This is a genomic window from Bradyrhizobium erythrophlei (assembly GCF_900142985.1).
Classification (GTDB): Bacteria; Pseudomonadota; Alphaproteobacteria; order Rhizobiales; family Xanthobacteraceae; genus Bradyrhizobium; species Bradyrhizobium erythrophlei_B.
Map to the genome: position 1 here is coordinate 1972324 of NZ_LT670849.1, position 21602 is coordinate 1993925.

The window sequence follows — 21602 nt, forward strand, 5'->3', positions numbered from 1 at the left end:
GGGGGCTAGTTGCTCGCCCGGGAAGGCGTATCGCCAAGCCACAGCATGAATTCGCCGACATGCTGCGCCCAAAGATCGGGGCGCGTCATCGTGAAATGGCCGGGAGACGTTGCGGTTTCCTGCTGAACGACGTAACGGCCGTGCTCCAGCTTAGGCATGACCGTCTGGAGAACTCGCAGCCGGTCAGGATTGAATTCGTCGTCGGAGAAATTGAGTGCGAAGAGTTTCGTCTTGATCCTGAAAAGTTCCGGCTCTGGATCGTAGCTGAATGACGATTTGAGCGAATAAAGAATATCGTTCGCATCGACGTGCTCCGCCGTGAAACGATTGACATCCAGAAATTTATCAGCCGCCGGGCCGTCAGCCACTTCGTGCTGAAGAGCAGAAACGCTGTCGATCATCATTCGGAGAATATTGTACCCGATGATCCACCCGTGCGGCGTCGTCGTATAGTCGCCGTTTTTCCATTCCGGGTCGGAACGGATCGTGTCGATGACCATGCGCCGCCATAGCAGGTTGCGGCCCGACACGGGTATCGGCAAAGAAACCACAGGCATCACGCCGTCCATCATGTCGGGATAGGCCTCGGCCCACTGCCAGGCATTCATGCCCCCCATCGAGATGCCGAGGATGGCATGGAGATGCTTGATGCCAAGGGTTTCGGTGACCAGCTTGTGCTGAAGGTCGACGATGTCGCCATAGTCGTAATTGGGAAATTGGGCTTTCAGGCCATCGCTCGGCTTGCTCGATTGCCCGTGCCCTACACTATCGAGAAAGATCAGGTAGTAGCGGCTCACATCGAGGGGGCGTCCCGGCTCGAAAAGCGCCTTTGTAAAGGTTGGGCTCAGAAGGACCCGGCTATCAGCACCGGTCCAATGCAGCACAAGGACGGCATTGTCGACGTCACCCTGAGCATTGCGATGCGGCTTGCCGAGAGTAGCATAATGGATCTTCACGCGATCCAACGTCTCTCCGTCCCGAAACTTGTAATTAGCGAACGAGGCCTCTGCCTGCGTTGCCACCGCATTTGGCTGCTGGTCCCAGGGAGAGGGTGCTGCATTGTTGGCCGTAGCGGGCGGCGCAACGGATTGAGCAAGTCCCGAGCCGCAAAATAACGTTGCAATTGCCAGGACGAGCAGCAGTCGGGTTGCTACGGGAGCACGTTGAGGCTTCATAATGGCTTTCCTGATATTGCTCGTTTGTTTGTCTGGTCTGACCGCGAATTGTGATGCCGCTTCAGCCGGGATGCTCACGGTTTCGATTTTCGCTCAAGGTCCGCTATCCGGCGCGCAAGATCATCCCGCGGGTCAAAATTCAGCGCTTCATCAAAGCGCAGGACGCCCTGCCACAACCGACTGAGGAAGCTCGGTTTCCCGGGCAATTCTCGTGTGTTCAGCGCTTTTATATTTAACACGGTCATGTCTCTTCCTTTCACGGCTCGTTGCGTTTGTGCGCGCCGTTACGCTTCTACAGCGGCGTGCTTCACCTTGCTTGCCGAACCCTGACGCAGGAGATCAAACGCCATGATATGGCTCGCGCCCGAGATGCCGACGCCATAGAGCGGAATAAGAGCCATCGGCAGCGTCTGGATGGCCGCCATTCGGGGATCGTTGAGAAGAAAGAGAGCCAGACCCGTGCCAACCGCGACTACGAAGTCCGCGAACCCAACGATATGAAAAATGAGGTACCTGGTGCGATTTTCAGGCAGCATCACGACAAACAACGCAAGAAAACCTGCGATTAAGTCGCCCCATCCTGCGTTCCGCACAAAGGCCTCGGGGAGCAGGTTGTGCGTGCCGTACCAGAAGAACACCAGCGCAGCAGCGATACGCCAGATATGAAACGCTGTAATCGATCGCAGTCCGACGGCTGCGATGTAGGCACGGAATCGCTCAGACATCGCGTAGACAATGACGGGGATCACGATACCCAACGCGATTAGCGGAGCGAGCAACAGAGACGGAATGGCGCTGTAGAATCCTGTCTCCGCTGCGACGCAGACACCTACTCCCCAAATGGCGAGCACACTTAGCAACACACGTGTCCCACGCGCCTTGTCGACATTTCGTGTCTGATTCATAATTTCGTTTCCTATCTCATTGTCGTCAGACAAGCCGGTTCGCGCTCTACAGCTTTCCCTGCCTCTTATCTTCCGTCAGTTTCAGAAGCGGAGGCGCTTTGTATAAATTCTGAGGCTGGATTCGTTCCCAAAGGCTTCCCTTGCCAAGTTCTCGTCCGAGTTGATCTTCGCGGCGAAGCCATTGCTCGACGCTTTTGATGCGATTGGGATGAATTTCATCGAGCAACGCGTAGTCGCGCTCGATGATCTTGTGCTTCCAGATGTTCCAGAAGCCGGTGAAGTTGTCCCGGAAGCTCATAGTGCTCTTGTCGCCGGGATCTGCGTTGTATCCGGCTGGCAGACTCGCAGCCATCTTGAGCGGACCATTCCAGTAGGAGTCGAGATCCGTGTCGATGTACCGCGCGGGGCGCCCCGTCACCTTCTCGAACGCTGCGGCTAGCCTTTGGTAGTCAACGTCTTCAATGGCTACCTCAAGATCCATTCCACTGGCCCGCTCCGGGTTGTCAAACAGCCAGCGAGCGTAGTAGCCGCAATCTTCAAGGGCGACGTGAGGTACTGCACCATTGCCGAGCGGCACCCGCCAAGTCACGACACCTTCTTCCACCGAAGGGGTCATGGGCGTCATGGCCGAGACTGCCATCTCCATGTACGGGCCGGTCGTGAACACTGCCGCGCCCATCCTGGTTTTGTTCGTCTGGTTTTGAGACAGAATCCATTCGCCTATGCGGCCCTTGCCGTCATAGTGCCCCGCGCGGAATCTCGAATCATAGCCGGATTTCTTGAGGGCGTAGTCGAGGTTTCCGTAAACGAAGAACTTAATCCCTTCTTCGATGGCGATTTCGTAACTGCGGATAGCCCAGTAGATTTCCGTCTTCTCGCCAGTATTGAAGCCATCGATATTGATGTACGCGCCATCGCACCCCCTGAAACCTTCCCTAAGTGTGGCCTCGTCGGCGAATGTTCCTTCCAGAATGGAGACATTGCCGAGCGCGACAAGTTCCTTTGCGCGCCGGGAAGCCGGGTCACGGCTAAGCGCCCGAACAGAATATTTTTTGTCCGCAACAAGTGCGCCGATAACGGGCAGCCCCTGGGCGCCTGTTCCACCAACGACAAAGATCCGGGACGGGGCATGGACGGACATCACTGTCTCCTCGATTCAATTGACGGATCGTCAGGCACGCCCTTCTGAGCCGCTTCTGCCGTCGCGCATGTCGACTATTGCCGTATAACAAGTAACTCTTATAATAAGAGTGATAGATCGAAAGGCAAGGGCTTTGTTTGCCCGCTCGCGAAGCTGTTATCGCGGTTGGCTTCTATCCCCGGATTTGTGCGACAATCACGTCCGGGTACGGAAAGGGATTAGTGAATGCGCTCCAAGGGCTTCGATGGAATGATCTGCTCAATCGCCGGTGTCATGGCGGCGATTGGCGATCGTTGGGGTCTGCTGATCCTTCGTGACCTCGTCCTCGGCCTGAGGCGATACGAGGATTTTCGTCATTCCACGGGCGTGACGCATGCGACACTAAGCGACCGGCTGAAGCATCTAGAAGAAAACGAACTGATCGAGCGGCGGCGCTATCAGACGAATCCCGAACGATTTGAATACTTCCTGACGAAGAAGGGTATGCAAATCGCCGCTGTGATGCCGGTGCTCGCACAGATCGGGGACCGTTGTGATGTCTCAGGCGCTTCGGCCCCGCCCCTGAAATTTGTGAATCGCAAAACCGGCGCCGACATAGGGTGGGGGTTTTTCGATAAAAAGACCGGCGAGCAGCTAGACGCCAAAGACCTCGCAATCAAGGAAGGTCCGGGATCGGACGAACTGGTTCGCTGGCGACTCTCCCACGCCGAGCGCCTCCATAAAAAATAGCTCGACGACGAGAGACACTCCCCAAGCGGCCGCGGCAGCAGACGCGGTCTGCTTATGGCACTTTTCGGACATGATCTGAACTTCGAGATGAGTCCGTTGTGCGAGCAACAGCGGACATCAGCCAAGGCACTGAATTTATGGGTTCGCGCCCAGCTTCTTGCGCCTCTGACGTTCGCGCCGTCAGTACGGCTTGGTCGGATTGTTCAGCATGTATTCGCCGAGGTCGCGCTGCTTCTTGTCGGCGCGGTCGATGGCGGCGCCGCGCAGCGCATCGCGATCCTTGCGGCAGTTGACGTATTCGGGCGAACCGGACGCGACCTGACCGCCCTTCCGGCAGAAGGTGTCGTCGTCCTCGCTCAGGGTTGCGCTGGCGGTCGCCGGCAGTTCGCCACGGCGGGCGCAGGACGCAAGCGCGAGCGCCGTGAGCACCAGCGCCACCGGAAACGTTAACGTCGAAAATCGCATGCCAAATCCCGTGATGTAGGGGATCAGGTGTACCCCGAATTGTGGGATTTGTAAGCCGCCGCTACACGGACAATTCTGGCCGTCATTCCGGGGCGCGCGATAGCGCGAACCCGGAATCCATTTCTCCACGCGTTCATGCGGTACAATGGATTCCGGGCCCGCGCCTGTCGGCGCATCCCGGAACGACGAAAGTGCTGACGGCAAGAGCCTTACACCCTGCCCTTCAAGGCATCCGAGATCTCGTCCAGCACCTTGGGGTCCTCGATGGTGGCGGGCATGGACCATGGCTCGCCGTCGGCGATCTTCTTGATGGTGCCGCGCAGGATCTTGCCCGAGCGCGTCTTCGGCAAACGTCCCACCGTGATCGCCAGCTTGAACGCCGCCACCGGGCCGAGTTTCTCGCGGACCAGCGCCACGATTTCCTTTTCGATCTCAATCGGCTTGCGCGCCACGCCGGCCTTCAGCACCAGGAAGCCGCAAGGCACCTCGCCCTTGATCGCGTCCTTGATGCCGAGCACGGCGCATTCGGCGACATCAGGATGCGAGGCCAGGATCTCCTCCATGCCGCCGGTAGAAAGGCGGTGCCCCGCGACATTGATGATGTCGTCGGTGCGGCCCATCACATAGACGTAGCCGTCTTCGTCCATGTAACCGGCGTCGGAAGTTTTGTAGTAGCCGGGAAATTCGCTGAAATAGGCTTCCTTGCAGCGCTCATCCTGCCGCCACAAGGTCGGCAGGCAGGCCGGCGGCATCGGCAGCTTGATCACGATGGAGCCCATGGTACCCGCGCTCACCGGCTTGGAGGCTTCGTCCACGACCTCGACGCGGTAACCCGGCATCGGCACGGTCGGTGAACCATGCTTGACCGGCAACATCCCCAAGCCCACCGGGTTGCCGGCGATGCACCAGCCGGTTTCGGTCTGCCACCAGTGATCGATCACGGGCACTTTCAATTGCGCCTCGGCCCATTCCACCGTCGGCGGGTCGGCGCGTTCGCCGGCCAGGAACAGCGTGCGGAATTTCGACAGATCATATTGTCGGATGAATTTGCCGTCCGGATCCTCTTTGCGGATGGCGCGGAACGCGGTCGGCGCGGTGAACAGCGCCACCGCCTTGTGCTCGGCGATCACGCGCCAGAACGCGCCGGCATCGGGCGTGCCGACCGGCTTGCCTTCATACATGATCGAGGTCGCGCCATGGATCAGCGGGCCATAGACGATGTAGCTGTGGCCGACCACCCAGCCGATGTCCGAGCCGCACCACCAGACCTCGCCCGGCTTGATGCCATAGAGGTGGAACATCGACCATTTCAGCGCGACCAGATGCCCGCCATTGTCGCGCACCACGCCCTTGGGCCTGCCGGTCGTACCTGACGTGTAGAGAATATAGAGCGGATCGGTCGCCGCTACCTGAACGCAGTCGGCGGATTTGTTCGCTTTTGTCGCCGCTTCACGCAAGTCAGCCCAGTCGTGGTCGCGGCCGCTCGTCAGGTCACAGGTCTGCTGCGGCCGTTGCAGGATGACGCAGGCTTCCGGTTTCACGCTCGCGAGCTTGATCGCCTCGTCGAGCAACGGCTTGTAAGCGACGATGCGGCCGGGCTCGATGCCGCAGCTTGCGGAAAAGATCAGCTTTGGCGCGGCGTCCTCGATGCGGGTCGCCAATTCCTTGGCCGCAAATCCGCCGAACACCACCGAATGGACCGCGCCGATCCGCGCGCAGGCCAGCATTGCCACCACAGCTTCCGGCACCATCGGCATGTAGATGATGACGCGATCGCCCTTGGTGACGCCGAAATCCGTCATGACGCCGGCGAGCGTCTTCACCTCGGCCAGAAGTTCGGCGTAGGTAAATCTGGTGACACGGCCGGTGAGCGGCGAATCATGGATCAGCGCGAGCTGATCGGCGCGGCCGCCCGCGACATGACGGTCGAGCGCATTGTAGCAGGTGTTGACGACGGCGCCGGCAAACCAGCGGCCATAGAGACCCTGGGCAGAATCGAAAATCTTCTCCGCCGGCTTGATCCAGTCGATCTCGCGCGCCGCCTCGCCCCAAAAGCCCTCGGGGTCGCGGAGCGAGCGCGCATGGACCTCGTGATAGGTACTCTTGTGCTGAATGTTCATGGCGCCTCTCCCGAAGGCTTTCGGCGCCATTGTCACCCGAAGCGGCAGCTATTCAAGCCGAAATTGCGACGGCCTGACGTCAGCACATCGTCTAGTCGTTGCTTTAGGGAAGTGCGCCGACCAGCCAGATCAGCGCGGCGAAGTTGGCTACGGCCGTGCCAGCCGGCCCAAACGTTTTCATGCGGTCCTTGATCGTCCAGCCGACGACGGCATCACAGGCCTGAACGATGATCATGCTCCATGCAATCGCCAGCAGCCATTGATGGGACCCGGTCAGAAACGGCACGAGACTCACGATCATCAAGGCCACGCTTCGCGCGCTGGCGTACAGCGCCAGGGTTTTGGTCTCGCCGGTCGAGCCGAGAATCGCCGCCACCGAAAATCCGAAACTGATGATCGCACTGATTGCGGTAATCAACGCACAAACGATAAACGGCACAGTCATTCGAACATCCGGTGATATGAGCGCTCAGCATATCCCGGCGAAAACGAACCATCTAAGACCGGCAAATTCACGTTCGAGTGAAAGCTGGATTGTCGTCGCGGCAACAACACCGCGAGGTTCAATGCTGGGCGAGCCCTAAGAGACGGTCGAGCCGGTCCCGCATGGTCTTTTGCAGGTCGAAATCGGGCTTGCCGAATTCGGCATTGCGTCGGGCAAGAAACTCGTCCTGCTCGCGCTGCATCGCGCGCCCGGCACGCGGATTGCCCTGGGTGGCCTCGCGGACGACCTTGGTATTCACGGCGTTGATCTCGCGGTCGAGATTGGCAAGTTCGGGATTGCCGCAGATCGCCTTTTCGACCGGCCGTCTTGCCGTGGCACAGTTGAAGCTCGGTCTGTTGTTGACCGCCATCATCGCACCGATACGCTCGATCTCGAGCGACAGCGCTTTATAATTGGCGCGGGCTACCGCATGGTTCGGGTCGAGCTTGACCGCGGTGCCGAAATCCGAGAGCGCGTGCACCCGATCGCCCTTGCGGCGAAACAGTTCGCCGCGCGTATTGAACACTTCGGCCTGGGTGGCATCGAGCCGCAGCGCGATGTCGTTATCGCCGATCGCGCGGTCGATCTCGCCCCTGCGGTCGTAGGCGGCGGCGCGTGCGATCGCGGCCTTGACGCGGTCGGCCTTCGGCGCCTTGTCGTTGCCGATCAGCGCGCCGCAGGAGGCAATGACCTTGTCGTCGTCAGCGGCGTTCAGCGCGGCCGTGCAGGGCGCGGAATCGATCTGCTCGCCGGTCGGCTCAACCGGCGCGGCGAACGCTCTGCCTGCCGTGATCGTGCCGGCCATGGCAAGGCATGCCAGAAGTGTGAGGGACCGCCGCATCGGACTTTAAATCACCTTGAGCGTGATTCCGCCGTCGACCACGAGCTCGATGCCGGTGACATACCGCGATTCGTCGGAAGCGAGAAATAGCGCGGCATTGGCGACATCCCAGGCGTCGCCCATATGCCCCATCGGCACCTGCGCGTCGCGGGCGCGCCACATCGCCTCCACATCGCCCTGGGCGTAGCTCGCGGCAAGGCCCGCGGAATGGGCCACCATCGGCGTCTTCATCAAGCCAGGCAGGATCGCGTTGACGCGAACCCGCTGGCGAGCGAATTCGACGGCCGTGGTGCGCGTCATCTGGTTCATCGCGGCTTTCGTCGTTGCATAGGTGACGTAGGAGATTCCGAGATGACGTATCGAGGCAATTGAAGAAATATTGATGACCGAGCCGCCGCCCTGCGACACCATGACCGGAATGACGTGCTTCATGGCGAGATACGCGCTCTTGAGGTTGACGGCGAAGACGCGGTCCCAGTCGGCCTCGGCCACGTCCACCACGCTGCCGGTTTCGGCGATTCCGACATTGTTGTCCAGCACATCGATACGGCCATAGGCCTTCAGGCAGGCGGCCACCATCGCGGCGATATCATCACCACGCGAGGCGTCGGCTGCGAACGCTGTGGCCTCGCCGCCTTCCTTGGTGATGATCTCGACGGTCTCGGCGGCGGCTTTGGCATTGCGATCGACGCAAAACACCCGCGCGCCTTCGCGGGCAAAGGTCACGGCGGTCGCCTTGCCGTTGCCCCAGCCGGGCCCGATCGACCCCGCACCGACCACGATCGCTGTCTTGCCGTCCAGACGCCCCACGCGACACCCCCCTCAACGTTTGGCGGAAATTGACCAAGCTAAGGGCCGCGGTCAACTGTTCAATCGCAAGCCTGCCGGAACCTGTGACGGGTCATTCTTGTTGGGGAGCCATCACGAGAGTGAGGATTAGCTTGCGGCAGGCGGACAAACACGTTGAGCGCAAGCTGGATGCGCTGAATTTCTTTCTCGCCGATGTGCGCGACGGCCTCGGCCCTTACCTCGCGATTTACCTGCTGACCGAACGGAAGTGGGACGAGGCCAGCATCGGCGAGGTGATGTCGCTGGCGGCACTCGCCGGCATCCTGGCGCAAACGCCGGCCGGCGCACTGATTGACCGCAGCCGCGCCAAACGCAGCTGGATGGTTGCGGCCGCCATCGGCGTCACCGCGGGGAGCCTCACGCTGCCATTCACCGATCAATTTATACCGGTCGCCGCGACGCAGGTGTTGGCGCACGCCGCTGGCAGCATCTTCGCGCCCGGCGTTGCTGCGCTGTCGCTCGGAATTGTCGGGATTTCGGCCTTCGCGCGCCGCATCGGCCGCAACGAGGCCTTCAATCACGCCGGCAACGCCACCGGCGCCGCGATTGCCGGGCTTTCAGCCTATTTCTACGGACCCGTGACGGTGTTCTGGCTCATCGCCGCGATGGCGCTGGCGAGCGTGCTGGCAACGCTTTCGATCCCGCGTGAGGCCATCGACGATGATGTCGCACGCGGCCTCGACCATACCAACGCGGACGATCCGGCCCCGCACGATCAACCCTCCGGCTACCGCGTATTGTTGACCTGCCGGCCACTTCTGATCTTCGCGGTCGCAACCGCGCTGTTTCATTTTTCGAATGCAGCCATGCTGCCGCTGGTCGGCCAGAAGCTCGCTCTCGTCAATCGCAACCTCGGCACCACCTTGATGTCGGTGTGCATCATCGCAGCCCAGATCGTGATGGTGCCGTTCGCGATCCTGGTCGGCAAAAAAGCGGATGCCTGGGGCCGCAAGCCGATCTTTGCCGCGGCGCTCGCCGTGCTGATGCTGCGCGGCGCGCTCTATCCGGTCTCCGACAACCCGTACTGGCTGCTATCGGTGCAACTGCTCGACGGTGTCGGCGCCGGGATTTTCGGCGCGCTATTTCCGCTCGTGGTCGCCGACCTCACCCATGGCACCGGCCACTTCAACGTCAGCCAGGGCGCAATTGCCACCGCGACCGGAATTGGCGCTGCGCTGAGTACCGGCGTCGCCGGCTTCATCGTGGTCCATGCCGGATATGACGCAGCTTTCCTGTTTCTCGCCGCCGTCGCGGGCATTGGCCTCGGTTTGTTCGCAGCTCTGATGCCGGAGACCGCGCCATACCAAGGTCGAATCCGGAAGACTAGCAACAGCGATGCGGCCCGCGTAATGTCCCCCCGCGAACCGGCCCGTGAGAGGCCGGTGCCAGGGAGAACATTATATGTCTGTTTTTCGTAACCTCGGATTTGCGCTCGCGACCACGATGCTGTGCGGCGCGGCCGTCACTTGCGTCCATGCCAAGCCCTTCATGATCGTCGGCATCGACGAGAAAGTGACATGGGACAACGACGGCAAGACCATCCTCGCCGCTCCGGGCAAGGATTCCGTTCTGATCGTCGACCTCGCCAATCCGGAAGATCCCAAGATCGTGGCGACGCTGCCGCTGGAGAATTCCGTGGTCGGTCCGCCCGTCAACCTCGACATCGATCCGACCGGCTCGGTCGCACTGGTCGCGAATTCGGTTGACGTCGTAAAAGATGGCGACGCGCTGAAGCAGGTGCCGAACAACCAGATCTTCGTGATCGACATGAAGGCCAATCCGCCGATGCTCGCGGCCACCATCACCGGCGGCAAGCAGCCATCGGGCCTGAGCTTCAGCCCATCGGGCAAGATGGCGCTGGTCGCCAACCGCGCCGATAATTCGATCAGCGTCTTGTCGGTGAACGGCACCGACGTGAAGATCACCGATACCATCACCTTCCCAGACAGCGTCGCGCATGTCATTTTCACGCCCGACGGCAAGCATGCGCTCGCCGTGCGCTTCCCCGCGCACAAGGTCTCGGTGCTCGACGTCGACGGCGACAAGGTGACCTATAACAAGGTCGACCTGCCGACCGGCCAGTGGCCATATAACGTCGTGGTCACGCCCAACAGCAAGATCGCGCTGACCTCGGACAACGGCAATTCCGGCGCTTCCGACGGCAGCGTCGACACCACGAGCGTGATCGACCTCGAAGCCAACCCGCCGCGGATCATCGATCGCGTCGTGGTCGGCGACGGCCCCGAGGGGCTTGCCATGTCGCCCAAGGGCGATCTTGCGGTCGCGGCGATCCTGCGTGGCTCCAACGCCAACAAGAAGGCGTTCTTCTACCAGAAGAACGGCAGCCTCTCGATCCTGAAGATCGACGGCAAGAAGGTGACCAAGACCCAGGACATCGAGGTCGGAGGATTGCCGGAGGCGGTCGCATTCACACCGGACGGCAAGTATCTTCTGGCCGGAAATTATATCGATCAGGATTTCTCGATCCTGAAGGTCAACGGCACCAAGGTGACCGACACCGGCAAGCGCTTCAAAGTGCCGGGTCATCCGGCCTCGGCGCGGATGGGGCATTAAGAAACAACCGTCATCGCGAGGAGCATTGCGACGAAGCGATTTAGGACCACAAAGAAAACTGGATCGCTTCGCTGCCGCTCGCGATGACGGGCTATGTCCGCTAACTCGAACTGCCCCGCTCATACGCCTGCATTGCCTCGTGACGGGCGAGCAGGCGTTTGGCGGTCTGATAGGCCGGCATTTCGACCAGCGCCCCATCGAGCTCGACCCGCCCCTGCCCCGCTGCACGCGCAGCGTCAAATGCCGAAACGAGGCGTTTGGCGCGCTCAACCTCGTCCACGCCCGGCGACAGGACGCCGTTGACGACTAGCGCATGCGCCGGATCGACCAGGCTTTTGGCGACATAGCCCAGCCGACGCGCCCAGCGCGTATCCTGTGCCACGCCTTCCGGATCGCTGAACGTATAGGGACAATCGACCGCGACGACGTCGGCGGCGACGCACTCGACCAGAAAGCGCTGACGGCAATAAGCCAGTTCAACACCGTCCGGCCCCCGCTCGGCGCCGAGATCCGCGGCCATGTCTTCGGAGGCCATCAGGCAGGCGCTGGTGCGCCGGCTGGCCTTCGCTATGGCAACGGTCTGCACCAGACCGCGGGCGAATTCGATATTCGGCAACAGCGCGGTCGAGCCTTCGGGGATGCCGTAGTCGCGCTCGAACCGCGTCACCGCTTCGTCGAGCCGCGTGACATGAAAAGGTTCGGCCACCTTCGGCAGCGCGACGATGTCCGGCGCCCCACGCATCACGGCGGCGAGATCGTCCATGCCGTCCTGATCGAGCGGATTGACGCGAACGCCGGCGATCTGGCCGGCCGCGCGCCATGCCCCATAGAGATCAGGCGCCAGCGTCCGCGCGGCGGGACGCAATTCAGGTGGCGTGAAATCTTCCAGCTCCTGGATCAGGACGTCGGCGCCGCTCTCCGGCGCGCGGCCCAGCACCGCTTCATTGGCGCCTTCGAGAAGGAGCCAGGACCGGCAAAATCGCGCTGGCCGCAGACGGCGCATCGGGGGTTCACTGGAACGTCATGTCGAGACATTTCGAAATGTCCGAGCCGAGCCCCGAAGAGATGGTGATGCAGCCGCGCACTTTCTGCTTCGTATTGTCGCTGACCCAGATCGAGTAGCCGCCGGGCCCGAAGAACGAATTGGTATTCGGCGGCTCGGTCTCGGTGGCGTCGAAGGAATAACTGGAATCGGCTTCGAAAACGCGCGGTTTCTTGGCGCAGCCACCGTCGGTCTGGACGTTGATGACTTCCTTGTTGTCGCGCGTCAGCGCCAGTGTGACCTGGCAGCGGAAATATTCCGAGGTCTTGGTATTGAAGACATAGGCGTAGGACTTGCAGGTCGCGGTGTTGAGTTTGCCGGCGGACAGGCCGCGGCTACAGGAAATGCGCTGATTGTTACTGAGTTTGAAGTCGTCGGCGCATGCCGCGTCCGCAAGCGGCAGCAACAACGCAACGCAGAAACCAATTTTCACAAAATGCTTCATTCGAATCGCCCCCAAACGTTTTCCGCAGCCCATTGCTACCAAAGATAATGGTGAAGCGTGGGGCAGGAAATGACAAAGTCATTGGCGTTGCGTCTCTCGTGTCGCATCGTGTTGACGGCACGACACCGTTCGTGATTTGTTCAAAATACGTGGGCTGCGTGAGATGGGCTGGACGCCATCCTGGGGAGGATATGAGGACATGACGCGAATTTCGATCAAGCCGTTGATGGCGGTAGCCGTGCTCGCCGCGCTGTCGGCGCCGGCTTTCGCTGAGGAGCCGGCGGCCTGGGAGCTGAAGCCGGACATGGGCTACGCCTACGACAAGGACGGCAAGACCCACATCTACAAGATGGGAACCAGCAACGCCGGCCTGCTGCTGAAAGGCGCCAAGAAAGTGCCGAAAGGCACGCTGTTCTTCGTCGGGCACAACGGACAGCTCTATATGCGCACCGGCCCCTATCTCGAGGGCGATAAATTCATGTTCGGGTCGAATTAAGCAGCAGCCCATCCTCTGCCCGTCGTCCCGGCCAAGTGAGCGGTAGCGAACGCTGAGTCGGGACCCATACTCCGCGGCCTTGATTGATACGACGTGGCGAACGTCCGGACCGCTTCATTGGAGCCGGTGGTTATGGGTCCCGGCTCGCGCTTCGCTTGGCCGGGACGACGTCGAACTAAAACGCCGAGGAGAGCTCCCTAGCGCCCGGCAGGCTGCTGTTTGAGTCCATCCGGTTGTCGGTGATCGCAAGCAGCTTGGCGACCGTATTGTGGCGGATCGCCACCGGGTTGCGCTCATAGCCGCCGCGTTGAAAGAAATTCGAGGTCGGCACCTGCTCGCGCATCGCCTGCGGCATCGTCACCATATCGAGCCCGGTGCCGTCGCCGGTGAGATTCATCATCTCGAGTTCGGCCGCCGTCAGGGGGCGCGTGTAACCCTTGGTGCGTGCGAAGATGACCGACGTCAGAAGCTTGTGGGTCTGCAACATCGGACCGACATCGATGTCGAGCACCATGGCATGCAACGCCCAGCCTTGCGGCGTATCGGCAAGCTTCTCATGTGCCGCCCATTCGTCGGGTACCGAACGCGCATAAGCCACCATCTTTTTCAGCACCGCGACCTTACGGTCCATCGCCTCACGGCGCGGGCCTGACGATGCGGCGGCTCTCTGCGAGAGTTCGTTGACCAGTTCAGGTCCCTTTTCCGCAAGCAGTTCGATGCTGTTGGTGGTGAGCAACTGGTTGTAGCCGATCGCAGTCGAGATGGCGCGTCTGCCGCCGTGCTCTATGCCCGCTTGCACATCGTAATTGCCCGTGCCGCCGGTCTCGAACGAATAGACCCGCACTGCCTGCTCGCGCGTCAGCCCCGCGGCCAGCGCGTAGCGCGCATAAGCGCGCTTGAACTCGACTTCGCTCGCAGGCTTCTGTGGCGTCCACTGGAAGTGCTCGTTCGCCGCCTGCAGGAGATCGCCGACCACGGGAATCGGCTTGCGCGGTCGCGGCGGTCTTGCTTCCGGCTCTTCCGGCTCGGGATTCACCGGCCGCCTCGGTCCGGTATAGCTAGGGGGCTGCGTCAACACATAATCGTCGAGCGCGATCGGAATATGTTCGCGACGCTTGGCGTTGCGGCCGCGGCGCTTCTCGGCGATCGCATTCCAATAGGCACTTGCCGCTTCCTCGTAGGCCCCGCGCGCCTCCTGATATTCGCGCAACAGCCTGCGGTATTCCCCGACCGACAGCGGCGAGGCCTGCGCCATGGCGTTGGCCGGAGATGACGTTGCGCTATCGGTGGCCTGCGCAGGAAAAACCACGAGCGACGAGGCGGCGAGCGGCAACGCAAGCACGAACGAGGCGGCGCGAAGACGAATCATTTGAAGGGGCATGCCTGGATTCTAAAGCATCAAGACGCCAGGTGGGAACGGATTTTGCGCCCAAAAGCCGCACTACTCCGGCTCGACCCCGCTCGCCTTTACGAGCTCCGACCACTTCTTTTCGTCCTTGTCGATGAAATCGGCATATTCTTCCGGCGTGCTCGGCGTGATCTCGGTTCCGTCAAGCTCGAGCTGCTTTTTTACCTCATCGGAGGCAAGCGCCGTTTGCAGCGCCGCGTTGAGCTTGTCGATGACAAAGCGCGGCGTGCCCGCGGGCGCCACGAGACCATAGGCGAGGACCGCATCGAAGCCTGTGACACCGGCTTCGATCATCGTCGGCACATCGGGCAATAACGGGTTGCGGCGGACCGAGGTCACGGCAAGGCCGCGCAACAAGCCCGCCTTGACGTTGCCGGCGGTGGTCGCGATCGGCGAGAACGACATCGGAATATGTCCGCCCAGGAGGTCGCTGACGGCCGGTCCCGATCCCTTGTAGGGGATGTGAACGATCCGGATTCCGGCCGCACGCGCAAAATACTCGCCCGTGATATGGCCCACCGTGCCGATGCCGGCCGAGCCGAAGTTGACCTTGCCCGGATTGGCTTTGGCATAAGCGATCGCCTCGGCCACGGTCTTCGCGGGAAACGACGGATGCACCACGAGCGACGACGGCGCGCTGCCGATCATGCCGATCGGCACAAAATCCTTGCGCGGATCGTAGCCGGCACTGCGGTAGAGAGACGGGGCGATCGCAAGCGTGCCGGTGTAACCGACCATGAGCGTGTAACCGTCCGGTTCGCTCTTGGCGACCGCCTTGGCGCCGACCGTGCCGCCTGCCCCGCCTCTGTTGTCGACAATGATGCTTTGGCCGAGCAACTGGCTCATCCGGTCGGCGATCACGCGTCCGACGAGCGAGGTCGAACCGCCCGGCGGAAACGGGACCACGAATGTGATCGTGCGGCTCGGATAGGTTTGCGCGCCGGCGACCCCACTGCCGACGCCGAGCGCGACCAACAACTGGGCAAGCAACGCGCTCACACCGCGCATGGGCAGACCTCCCGAATATTCCCTATTTTCTCTCATCGTCGTCGAAAGCAGAGGCCTCTGCAAGGCGACCATTCCGCTTGACTAAGAGGTACTATCGATTGAAGAAATGGCCGCAAAATGCGAACAAAATCACGCCTGCAAGAAAGCTTCCGATGACGACAGAACCGGCCCACGAAAAGCTGAAAGCGGCCGGCTGGACCGAGGTCGAAACCAGCGGGTTCCTGAACCTGATCGGCCCGCTGTGGGAGCGTGCCGAGGATGGCAATCACGAATACGCGATCCTCGCAGAGCACAAGCATCACAACCGCCGCGACCGGGTGCAGGGCGGCGTGTTGATGACGCTGGCCGACCGCGCCTCGGGCATGATCGCGCGGCTGGTTTCCGGACGGCCGACGCTTGCCACGGTTCAGATGGACGTGCATTTCATCGACGCGGGACAAATCGGCGAACTTCTGATCGCAAAGCCGCGCGTGGTCCGCGTCACGCACACGCTGATCTTCACCGCCACCGAGGTCGTGGCCGAAGGCCGGGTCGTTGCGACCGCCAGCGGCGTCTTCAAGATCCTCAAAGACAACTCCTGACCTGATTTCGGATTTTCAATCGAAAGGAACGCCACGTGGAGTATCGTCAACTTGGCCGCAGCGGCCTCAAGGTTTCACCGATCTGCCTCGGCACCATGATGTTCGGCGGGCCAACCGATGAAGCGACCTCGATGCGCATCGTCGCGAAGGCGCGCGAAGCCGGCATCAACTTCATCGATACGGCGGACGCCTATTCGAGCGGCGGCTCGGAGACCGTGGTCGGCCGCGCCATTTCCAACAACCGGCCGGGCTGGGTGCTAGCGACAAAACTCGCCAATCAGATGGGCGACGATCCCAGCCGCGGCGGCCTGTCACGGCGTTGGGTGCTGCAAGCCGCCGACGAAAGCTTGAAGCGGCTCGGCACCGACTACGTCGACATCTACTATCTGCACAAGGAAGACCATGCGACACCGCTTTCGGAAACCGTGCGCGCGATGGGCGAACTGATCAAGCAGGGCAAGGTGCGCTATTTCGGCGTCTCGAACTTTCGGTCCTGGCGCGTCGCTGAAATCTGCAACATCTGCGACGATATCGGCATCGATCGCCCGATCGTCAGCCAACCCTATTACAACGCGATGAACCGCATGCCGGAAGTCGAGCACATTCCCGCCTGCAATTATTATGGGCTCGGCATCGTCGCCTATAGCCCGCTCGCGCGCGGCGTACTCACCGGCAAATACAAGCCGGATGCCGCGCCGGACGCCAGCACGCGCGCAGGTCGCAGCGACACCCGCATGATGCAGACGGAATGGCGGCCGGAGTCGCTGCAACTGGCGCAGGAAATCCGCAAGCATGCGGAAGCGCGCGGCATCACCGCGGGCCAGTTCGCGGTCGGCTGGGTGCTCAACTCGGCCTTTGTCACTGGCGTCGTCGCCGGCCCGCGCACCGAAGCGCATTGGGACGACTATGTGCGCGCGCTCGACTATCGTTTCACGGCCGATGACGAAGCCTTGATCGACCGGCTCGTTGTCACAGGTCACCCGTCGACGCCCGGCTACAACGATCCGCAATACCCGATCGAAGGCCGGAAGACGCGCGGTTAGGCTCTGGCGTACCCACACCAGCAACAAAGCGAAACATTTTCGGACGGAAAGATCGTCCCCGGCAGGCAAAGCTTGCCGGGGTCTTAATGGCGCACGCGCAATTGGGCGTTGATTTACAAAGCTAATTTATCTGGCCTGAGCTTTGCTTTGCTCATGTATGGGGGTTCGTGTCGGTTGCGTGAGTTTGCTCACAAAAGGCCATGAGACATGTCAAAACATCACACACTGCCGCCGATCATCTATACGCCGCCGCCGAAGCCCAAGAAGACCGAGAAGAAGCGCCGCATCGGCGTCGGGCTGACCGGCGAACTCGACGAGACGGCCGAGACGCGCGAGAGCGGCGCGGCGAACCAGCCGATGCCCATGCGGCTTCCGGCGCAGAACTTTCCTGAGATCGAGGGAGCTGACCGCAAGCCGCGCCATCCGTCGGGGCGGCTCAGCCAGGGCACGCTATCGGTGCTGTTGCAGGCGCAGGAATTGAAATAACGCTCGGCTAGCGCGGTTTGACCAGCTTTCGCAGCATCGCGTCATAGGCAGACTTGATGCGTTCCACCGCCGGCGTCTTGTAAAGGAAGCCTTCGTTACGGGCGTGGACCAGCATCGAGGCGTTGACCTCGAACACGACGACATTGCCGTCGCGATCGAGCCCGCAATCGATCCCGAAATAATCCAGACCCATGCGCGCACGAATATCATGTAGCGCCTGCATCTGCGCTTGCCCGAATACCGCGCCGGCATCGCCGAGAAACGCCGCCTCCTCCTGCTGCATCCAGGCGTGATGGGCCATGTCGGTGTTGATGTGATGCAGCTTCCAGTCGCTCCCGATGCAGAGATGATAGGGAAGGACCTGATCGTCCACGAAGATGAACCGGTACTTCCGGAAATGACCGTCAGCCGAAAGATAGTCGATATATTCGATCAGGTAGTGGTCGTGGTCCGCCCGTTGCGACAGGAACGCGGACAGGCCTGCGAGATCCTCGACCTTTTCGAAATCGTCGCCGCCATGGGTGCCGACCGGCCGCGCCAGGCAGCTCGACGTGAACGGCAACATCGCCTCGAGCGCCGCTTCGGAATGATCGCTACCCGCTTTCAGCCGCAGCGCTTGCGGAACGCGGCAGTGCGGAATTCCCCCAAGCAGTTTCGCAACCGCATCGCGTGTCGTCTGGGCAACCTTGCGCGGATGATTGACGGTCGGCAGACCGAACCGGTCGACCAGGTCGGCCGCGAGCGGCAACAAATCCCCGGTCTGGTCCGCGTCCGACACCAGATTGATGACGAGGTGGATGTTCTCCCCCAAGGCAGCCGTGTCGTAGTCACGGTCGGGGAACAGCGACAGCGTATCGGTGTCGAAAAACGCGTTTTCGAAAAGATATTCGGTCGGCGTGTTGCCGCCGAACGGCGCGTACAGCGCCAGCACGCGAAATTCCGCCGGCTGCCTGGCGGCGGGACGGCGGATCAGCGGCTCGATCCGCGCCGCTTCCGCATAGGCTTGTTGCGCGGCCTTGTCGTCGCCGGCCGCCTGTCTGAGCGCACCGATCCAGTTGATGCTCTCGGCGTCCTGCGGATTGAGCGCAACGGCCTCCTGAAAGCTTTCGATCGCGGGGCCGATCTCGTTCAGCTCGAAAAGCGTTTTGCCGAGCAGGTGGTGGATTCGCGCGTCCTGCGGGCGTTCGCCCTTCAACTCGATGAGGATCGCCTTGGCGACGAGATATTGCTTTGCCGCCATCAGCGCCTGAACCATGTTGGCCCGGGCCGCCCAATGGCGTGGGTTGATCCTCAAGGCCTGAAGGTAGAGCTCGATGGCGCTCTGGTGCTGCCCGCATCTCAAATGCAGATCGCCAAAGCTGCACCAGCAATTCGTCAGATGCGGCGCGATCGTCAAGGCCGCCTGATAACTGGCGCTGGCGAGCCCGACATCGCCGGAGGCCGCTGCGACGTTGCCTAGCTTGGAATGCAGTTCGGACACGATCTCGGTGGATTCGGTCCCGCTCTTTTCGGCCTCCGCAAGCCCGTGCCGGAACGCGGCGATGGCGTCCGCGGCCCTTCCCTGCTTGTACAGGTCAAGACCAAGACGCAGTTGCTGCTGGGCGGCGGAACTGGTGACGTCATTATCCGGAGAAACGCCAGCAGGCGCTGAGGTCTGCATCGAGGTCGCCTTTGTCGTAAAGCGGTGAATCGGCCAAGGTGAACGCGGAAATACCGCGCCGAGCTTTGCCAATTCTTGGTTAACGACTTGTTACCAAGCCCGCCACCGCCACTAGCGCCTGCGGCCGACCATTTCGAACACGGCGCCGGGGTTATTGTCGTTGAACCGCAGGTCGAGCTCGTGGAGGTTGGCGATGGCCGCGGTGATACTCAGGCCAAGCCCGCTGCCGGGAACGCGGTGCCCGCTCGAGGTCCGGTAGAAACGCTGAAATATCTTGTCACGCTCCGCCGGTTCGACGCCGATCCCGCTATCGCGCACCCGCACCACCGGCAGGCCGTTCTCCCGGAACACCGCAATGCCGACGCTGCCGTTCTCGGGCGTGAACTTGATGGCGTTGCCGATCAGGTTCGAGACCGCCTCGCGCATCAGGTCGCCATCGCCCTGGATCTGGACCGGCGATTTCGTTTCCAGCGTCATCTTGATCGATTTCGACTCGGCCAGCGGCTCGTAGAACTCGAACAGATCGGCGCAGATCGCCGACAGGTCGATCGATTGAAAGTTGCGCGATGTGGGGCTGTATTCGACATCGGCCAGACGCAGGAGCGCCGCCACCGTCAGCATGGCCTTGTCGATATGGGCGAGCGCCTGTTTCGCAACGGTGCGCAGTTGCTCGTCGCTCGAACTTTCGAGCCCGCGCTCGAGCTGGGCGTGAACGACGGCGAGCGGACTGCGCAAGTCATGGGCGATATTGTCGCCGACGCCCTTGAGCTGCACCAGCAGCCGTCCGATTTCGTCCAGCATCAGGTTGACGTCGCGCGATATCCGGGCGATCGGATCGCGCCGCGAACCGACCGGCAGCCGCAGATCCGTATCTCCCTTCATGATGCGGGCAATGGTGTCATGAATGGCGGTGAGCCGGCGCGACGAGCGGCGGGCGAAGTAGGCGCCGATGGCAAGCGCCAGCAGCAGCATCGGCGCAAGCCCGGCCAGCAGCGCGCTTTGCACCGTGCGGCGGAAGGCCAGCGTTTCCAGCAAGCTGCGGCCAAGCACCATGATGTTGCCGTCGGGACGCTGACGCGCGACGAAAATGACCGGCTCGATCCGGTTGTCGCTGCCGGGCACATGCGTCGCCGCAACGTAATGCGCTTTGCCGTCCACCGGAATCGGAGGCAGGGCGTCGATATTGCCGAACATCGCCTTGCGATTGGAATCGAACAGCGCCGCATAATCGATGCGCCGCAGATCGTTCGTCAGCCTGACTTCAAAGGCGCCCCTTAATTCCTCGACGGAGCGGTCGACGCTCTTGGCGGCCTCGGTTTCCAGGATGATGCGGTTCCTGGCTTCGTTGGCCTCGCCGATCCGGAAGTACACGAGACCGAACACCGCCGTGGTCGCCACGGTCGTGACCAGCACGAAGGCGAGCGCGACGCGCACCGCCGAGGAACGGAAAAATTCAAGGATTCGCATTCAGCATAAAGCCCGCGCCGCGTATGTTCACGATCAGCGAGGGTGTCCCTTTCGTGTCGATCTTCTTGCGCAGGTTGCTGATGTGGACGTCGACCACGTTGGTCTCGAGCGAGAAGTGATACTGCCAGACCTCCTGCAACAGCATCGCCCGCGTGATGACGCGCCCGGGATGGCGCAGAAAATATTCCAGCAGGCGAAACTCGCGCGGCAACAGCTCGATCCTGTTGCTGGCGCGATGGACCGTCTTTTCGATCAGATCCATCTCGAGATCGCCGACCCGCAATTTCGTGGTGCGCACGTCATCGAGGCGCCGCAGCATGGCTTCGACCCGCGCAGAAAGCTCGACCATGGCAAACGGCTTGGTCAGGTAGTCGTCGCCGCCGGCCTTCAGGCCCTTGACCTTCTCGTCGACGGAAGACAAGGCCGAGATCACCAGAACCGGCACCTTGACGCCTTCCCTGCGCAAGGCTTGCAGCGTCACGATGCTGTCCTCGCCGAACACGATCCGGTCCATGATCATCATGGCAGCGTCGCCGACCCGCGCTGCGTCCGCGGCCTGCGCGATGGAGGCCGGCCGGACCAGATAGCCCTTGCTTTCAAGCTCGCCCCTGATCTCGTCTACCATCGCCGGCTCGTCCTCGACGAGCACGATGGTCTGAGCGCGGGCCTCGGCTTTGTTCATC

Annotated in this window: 23 protein-coding genes; 7 read left to right on the forward strand and 16 right to left on the reverse strand. The window is 61.6% G+C overall.

The genetic code is table 11. From position 1 onward, the window contains the following. Positions 1-5 precede the first annotated feature (5 nt). From BUA38_RS09245 to BUA38_RS09260, 4 genes are all read right to left on the reverse strand, one after another. Positions 6-1175: an alpha/beta fold hydrolase gene (locus BUA38_RS09245; RefSeq protein ID WP_072817655.1), complete on the reverse strand. Its 1170-nt coding sequence runs from the start codon at positions 1173-1175 to the stop codon at positions 6-8. Between the two features lie 74 nt (positions 1176-1249). Beyond that, the gene (locus BUA38_RS36615) at positions 1250-1420 is read right to left on the reverse strand and encodes a hypothetical protein (RefSeq protein ID WP_156898460.1); all 171 of its coding nucleotides are present in this window, start codon (positions 1418-1420) and stop codon (positions 1250-1252) included. A 39-nt stretch (positions 1421-1459) separates the two neighbouring features. Then, positions 1460-2113, reverse strand: a complete 654-nt coding sequence (locus BUA38_RS09255) for a permease (protein ID WP_244553222.1) — start codon at positions 2111-2113, stop codon at positions 1460-1462. Positions 2114-2126: 13 nt separating this feature from the next. After that, positions 2127-3221 carry an NmrA family NAD(P)-binding protein gene (locus tag BUA38_RS09260; protein ID WP_072817658.1) on the reverse strand — a complete coding sequence of 365 codons (1095 nt, stop codon included), beginning with the start codon at positions 3219-3221 and terminating at the stop codon, positions 2127-2129. Between the two features lie 225 nt (positions 3222-3446). On the opposite strand from BUA38_RS09260, the gene BUA38_RS09265 reads away from it, so the two are divergent. Continuing rightward, positions 3447-3950 (forward strand): winged helix-turn-helix transcriptional regulator, encoded by a 504-nt coding sequence (locus BUA38_RS09265; RefSeq protein ID WP_072817659.1) that lies wholly within the window; start codon positions 3447-3449, stop codon positions 3948-3950. Between the two features lie 180 nt (positions 3951-4130). Here the strand turns inward: BUA38_RS09265 and BUA38_RS09270 are convergent, their stop codons facing one another. The 5 genes from BUA38_RS09270 to BUA38_RS09290 all read right to left on the reverse strand — a co-directional run bounded on the left by BUA38_RS09270 (position 4131) and on the right by BUA38_RS09290 (position 8670). After that, positions 4131-4415 (reverse strand): hypothetical protein, encoded by a 285-nt coding sequence (locus BUA38_RS09270; RefSeq protein WP_172806005.1) that lies wholly within the window; start codon positions 4413-4415, stop codon positions 4131-4133. A 209-nt stretch (positions 4416-4624) separates the two neighbouring features. After that, positions 4625-6535 (reverse strand): propionyl-CoA synthetase, encoded by a 1911-nt coding sequence (locus tag BUA38_RS09275; protein ID WP_072825975.1) that lies wholly within the window; start codon positions 6533-6535, stop codon positions 4625-4627. A 103-nt stretch (positions 6536-6638) separates the two neighbouring features. Next, positions 6639-6980 (reverse strand): hypothetical protein, encoded by a 342-nt coding sequence (locus BUA38_RS09280; protein ID WP_197685922.1) that lies wholly within the window; start codon positions 6978-6980, stop codon positions 6639-6641. A 118-nt stretch (positions 6981-7098) separates the two neighbouring features. Then, positions 7099-7860 (reverse strand): hypothetical protein, encoded by a 762-nt coding sequence (locus BUA38_RS09285; protein WP_072817660.1) that lies wholly within the window; start codon positions 7858-7860, stop codon positions 7099-7101. A 6-nt stretch (positions 7861-7866) separates the two neighbouring features. Continuing rightward, positions 7867-8670 carry an SDR family NAD(P)-dependent oxidoreductase gene (locus BUA38_RS09290; RefSeq protein ID WP_072817661.1) on the reverse strand — a complete coding sequence of 268 codons (804 nt, stop codon included), beginning with the start codon at positions 8668-8670 and terminating at the stop codon, positions 7867-7869. A gap of 131 nt (positions 8671-8801) precedes the next feature. Here BUA38_RS09290 and BUA38_RS09295 point away from each other — a divergent pair, with 131 nt between their 5' ends. After that, positions 8802-10127 (forward strand): MFS transporter, encoded by a 1326-nt coding sequence (locus tag BUA38_RS09295; RefSeq protein WP_244553223.1) that lies wholly within the window; start codon positions 8802-8804, stop codon positions 10125-10127. After that, positions 10111-11283 (forward strand): beta-propeller fold lactonase family protein, encoded by a 1173-nt coding sequence (locus BUA38_RS09300; protein ID WP_244553224.1) that lies wholly within the window; start codon positions 10111-10113, stop codon positions 11281-11283. The genes BUA38_RS09295 and BUA38_RS09300 overlap by 17 nt, the downstream gene beginning before the upstream one ends. A 100-nt stretch (positions 11284-11383) precedes the next feature. Here BUA38_RS09300 and BUA38_RS09305 read toward each other — a convergent pair whose 3' ends face one another. Then, positions 11384-12286, reverse strand: a complete 903-nt coding sequence (locus BUA38_RS09305) for an HpcH/HpaI aldolase/citrate lyase family protein (RefSeq protein ID WP_072817663.1) — start codon at positions 12284-12286, stop codon at positions 11384-11386. Positions 12287-12293: 7 nt separating this feature from the next. Next, complete coding sequence (locus BUA38_RS09310) at positions 12294-12770, reverse strand: hypothetical protein (protein WP_072817664.1); 477 nt, start codon at positions 12768-12770, stop codon at positions 12294-12296. A 199-nt stretch (positions 12771-12969) separates the two neighbouring features. Between BUA38_RS09310 and BUA38_RS09315 the strand changes: the two genes are divergently transcribed. Then, the gene (locus BUA38_RS09315) at positions 12970-13266 is read left to right on the forward strand and encodes a hypothetical protein (protein WP_072817665.1); all 297 of its coding nucleotides are present in this window, start codon (positions 12970-12972) and stop codon (positions 13264-13266) included. A 175-nt stretch (positions 13267-13441) separates the two neighbouring features. Here BUA38_RS09315 and BUA38_RS09320 read toward each other — a convergent pair whose 3' ends face one another. Further along, positions 13442-14647, reverse strand: a complete 1206-nt coding sequence (locus BUA38_RS09320; RefSeq protein WP_156898461.1) for a hypothetical protein — start codon at positions 14645-14647, stop codon at positions 13442-13444. Between the two features lie 60 nt (positions 14648-14707). Then, entirely contained in the window at positions 14708-15682 is a 975-nt protein-coding gene (locus tag BUA38_RS09325) for a Bug family tripartite tricarboxylate transporter substrate binding protein (RefSeq protein WP_072817667.1), read from the reverse strand. Between the two features lie 152 nt (positions 15683-15834). Between BUA38_RS09325 and BUA38_RS09330 the strand changes: the two genes are divergently transcribed. The 3 genes from BUA38_RS09330 (at position 15835) to BUA38_RS09340 (ending at position 17792) form a co-directional block, all read left to right on the forward strand. Next, positions 15835-16263: a PaaI family thioesterase gene (locus BUA38_RS09330; protein ID WP_072825978.1), complete on the forward strand. Its 429-nt coding sequence runs from the start codon at positions 15835-15837 to the stop codon at positions 16261-16263. Positions 16264-16298: 35 nt separating this feature from the next. Continuing rightward, the gene (locus BUA38_RS09335) at positions 16299-17306 is read left to right on the forward strand and encodes an aldo/keto reductase (RefSeq protein WP_072817668.1); all 1008 of its coding nucleotides are present in this window, start codon (positions 16299-16301) and stop codon (positions 17304-17306) included. A 207-nt stretch (positions 17307-17513) separates the two neighbouring features. Further along, positions 17514-17792 (forward strand): hypothetical protein, encoded by a 279-nt coding sequence (locus BUA38_RS09340; RefSeq protein ID WP_072817669.1) that lies wholly within the window; start codon positions 17514-17516, stop codon positions 17790-17792. A gap of 7 nt (positions 17793-17799) precedes the next feature. On the opposite strand, the gene BUA38_RS09345 is transcribed toward BUA38_RS09340, so the two are convergent. The 3 genes from BUA38_RS09345 to BUA38_RS09355 all read right to left on the reverse strand — a co-directional run bounded on the left by BUA38_RS09345 (position 17800) and on the right by BUA38_RS09355 (position 21601). Then, positions 17800-19452: a tetratricopeptide repeat protein gene (locus BUA38_RS09345; protein WP_156898462.1), complete on the reverse strand. Its 1653-nt coding sequence runs from the start codon at positions 19450-19452 to the stop codon at positions 17800-17802. 111 nt (positions 19453-19563) lie between these two features. Continuing rightward, on the reverse strand, positions 19564-20919 hold the full coding sequence (locus tag BUA38_RS09350) for a sensor histidine kinase (protein WP_072817671.1): 1356 nt from the start codon (positions 20917-20919) through the stop codon (positions 19564-19566). Then, a complete protein-coding gene (locus BUA38_RS09355) occupies positions 20906-21601 on the reverse strand; it encodes a response regulator transcription factor (RefSeq protein ID WP_072817672.1) in 696 nt (231 codons plus the stop codon). Before BUA38_RS09355 ends, BUA38_RS09350 begins: the two co-directional genes overlap by 14 nt. Position 21602: the final 1 nt, after the last annotated feature.

Excerpts from the sequence above, each read along its gene's own strand:
- BUA38_RS09245 (WP_072817655.1), bottom strand. The coding sequence starts at position 1,175 with ATGAAGCCTCAACGTGCTCCCGTAGCAACCCGACTGCTGCTCGTCCTG.
- BUA38_RS36615 (WP_156898460.1), bottom strand. The coding sequence starts at position 1,420 with ATGACCGTGTTAAATATAAAAGCGCTGAACACACGAGAATTGCCCGGG.
- BUA38_RS09260 (WP_072817658.1), bottom strand. The coding sequence starts at position 3,221 with ATGTCCGTCCATGCCCCGTCCCGGATCTTTGTCGTTGGTGGAACAGGC.
- BUA38_RS09265 (WP_072817659.1), top strand. The coding sequence starts at position 3,447 with ATGCGCTCCAAGGGCTTCGATGGAATGATCTGCTCAATCGCCGGTGTC.
- BUA38_RS09270 (WP_172806005.1), bottom strand. The coding sequence starts at position 4,415 with ATGCGATTTTCGACGTTAACGTTTCCGGTGGCGCTGGTGCTCACGGCG.
- BUA38_RS09275 (WP_072825975.1), bottom strand. The coding sequence starts at position 6,535 with ATGAACATTCAGCACAAGAGTACCTATCACGAGGTCCATGCGCGCTCG.
- BUA38_RS09280 (WP_197685922.1), bottom strand. The coding sequence starts at position 6,980 with ATGACTGTGCCGTTTATCGTTTGTGCGTTGATTACCGCAATCAGTGCG.
- BUA38_RS09285 (WP_072817660.1), bottom strand. The coding sequence starts at position 7,860 with ATGCGGCGGTCCCTCACACTTCTGGCATGCCTTGCCATGGCCGGCACG.
- BUA38_RS09300 (WP_244553224.1), top strand. The coding sequence starts at position 10,111 with ATGTCTGTTTTTCGTAACCTCGGATTTGCGCTCGCGACCACGATGCTG.
- BUA38_RS09305 (WP_072817663.1), bottom strand. The coding sequence starts at position 12,286 with ATGCGCCGTCTGCGGCCAGCGCGATTTTGCCGGTCCTGGCTCCTTCTC.
- BUA38_RS09310 (WP_072817664.1), bottom strand. The coding sequence starts at position 12,770 with ATGAAGCATTTTGTGAAAATTGGTTTCTGCGTTGCGTTGTTGCTGCCG.
- BUA38_RS09315 (WP_072817665.1), top strand. The coding sequence starts at position 12,970 with ATGACGCGAATTTCGATCAAGCCGTTGATGGCGGTAGCCGTGCTCGCC.
- BUA38_RS09320 (WP_156898461.1), bottom strand. The coding sequence starts at position 14,647 with ATGCCCCTTCAAATGATTCGTCTTCGCGCCGCCTCGTTCGTGCTTGCG.
- BUA38_RS09325 (WP_072817667.1), bottom strand. The coding sequence starts at position 15,682 with ATGCGCGGTGTGAGCGCGTTGCTTGCCCAGTTGTTGGTCGCGCTCGGC.
- BUA38_RS09330 (WP_072825978.1), top strand. The coding sequence starts at position 15,835 with ATGACGACAGAACCGGCCCACGAAAAGCTGAAAGCGGCCGGCTGGACC.
- BUA38_RS09340 (WP_072817669.1), top strand. The coding sequence starts at position 17,514 with ATGTCAAAACATCACACACTGCCGCCGATCATCTATACGCCGCCGCCG.
- BUA38_RS09345 (WP_156898462.1), bottom strand. The coding sequence starts at position 19,452 with ATGCAGACCTCAGCGCCTGCTGGCGTTTCTCCGGATAATGACGTCACC.
- BUA38_RS09350 (WP_072817671.1), bottom strand. The coding sequence starts at position 20,919 with ATGCGAATCCTTGAATTTTTCCGTTCCTCGGCGGTGCGCGTCGCGCTC.
- BUA38_RS09355 (WP_072817672.1), bottom strand. The coding sequence starts at position 21,601 with ATGAACAAAGCCGAGGCCCGCGCTCAGACCATCGTGCTCGTCGAGGAC.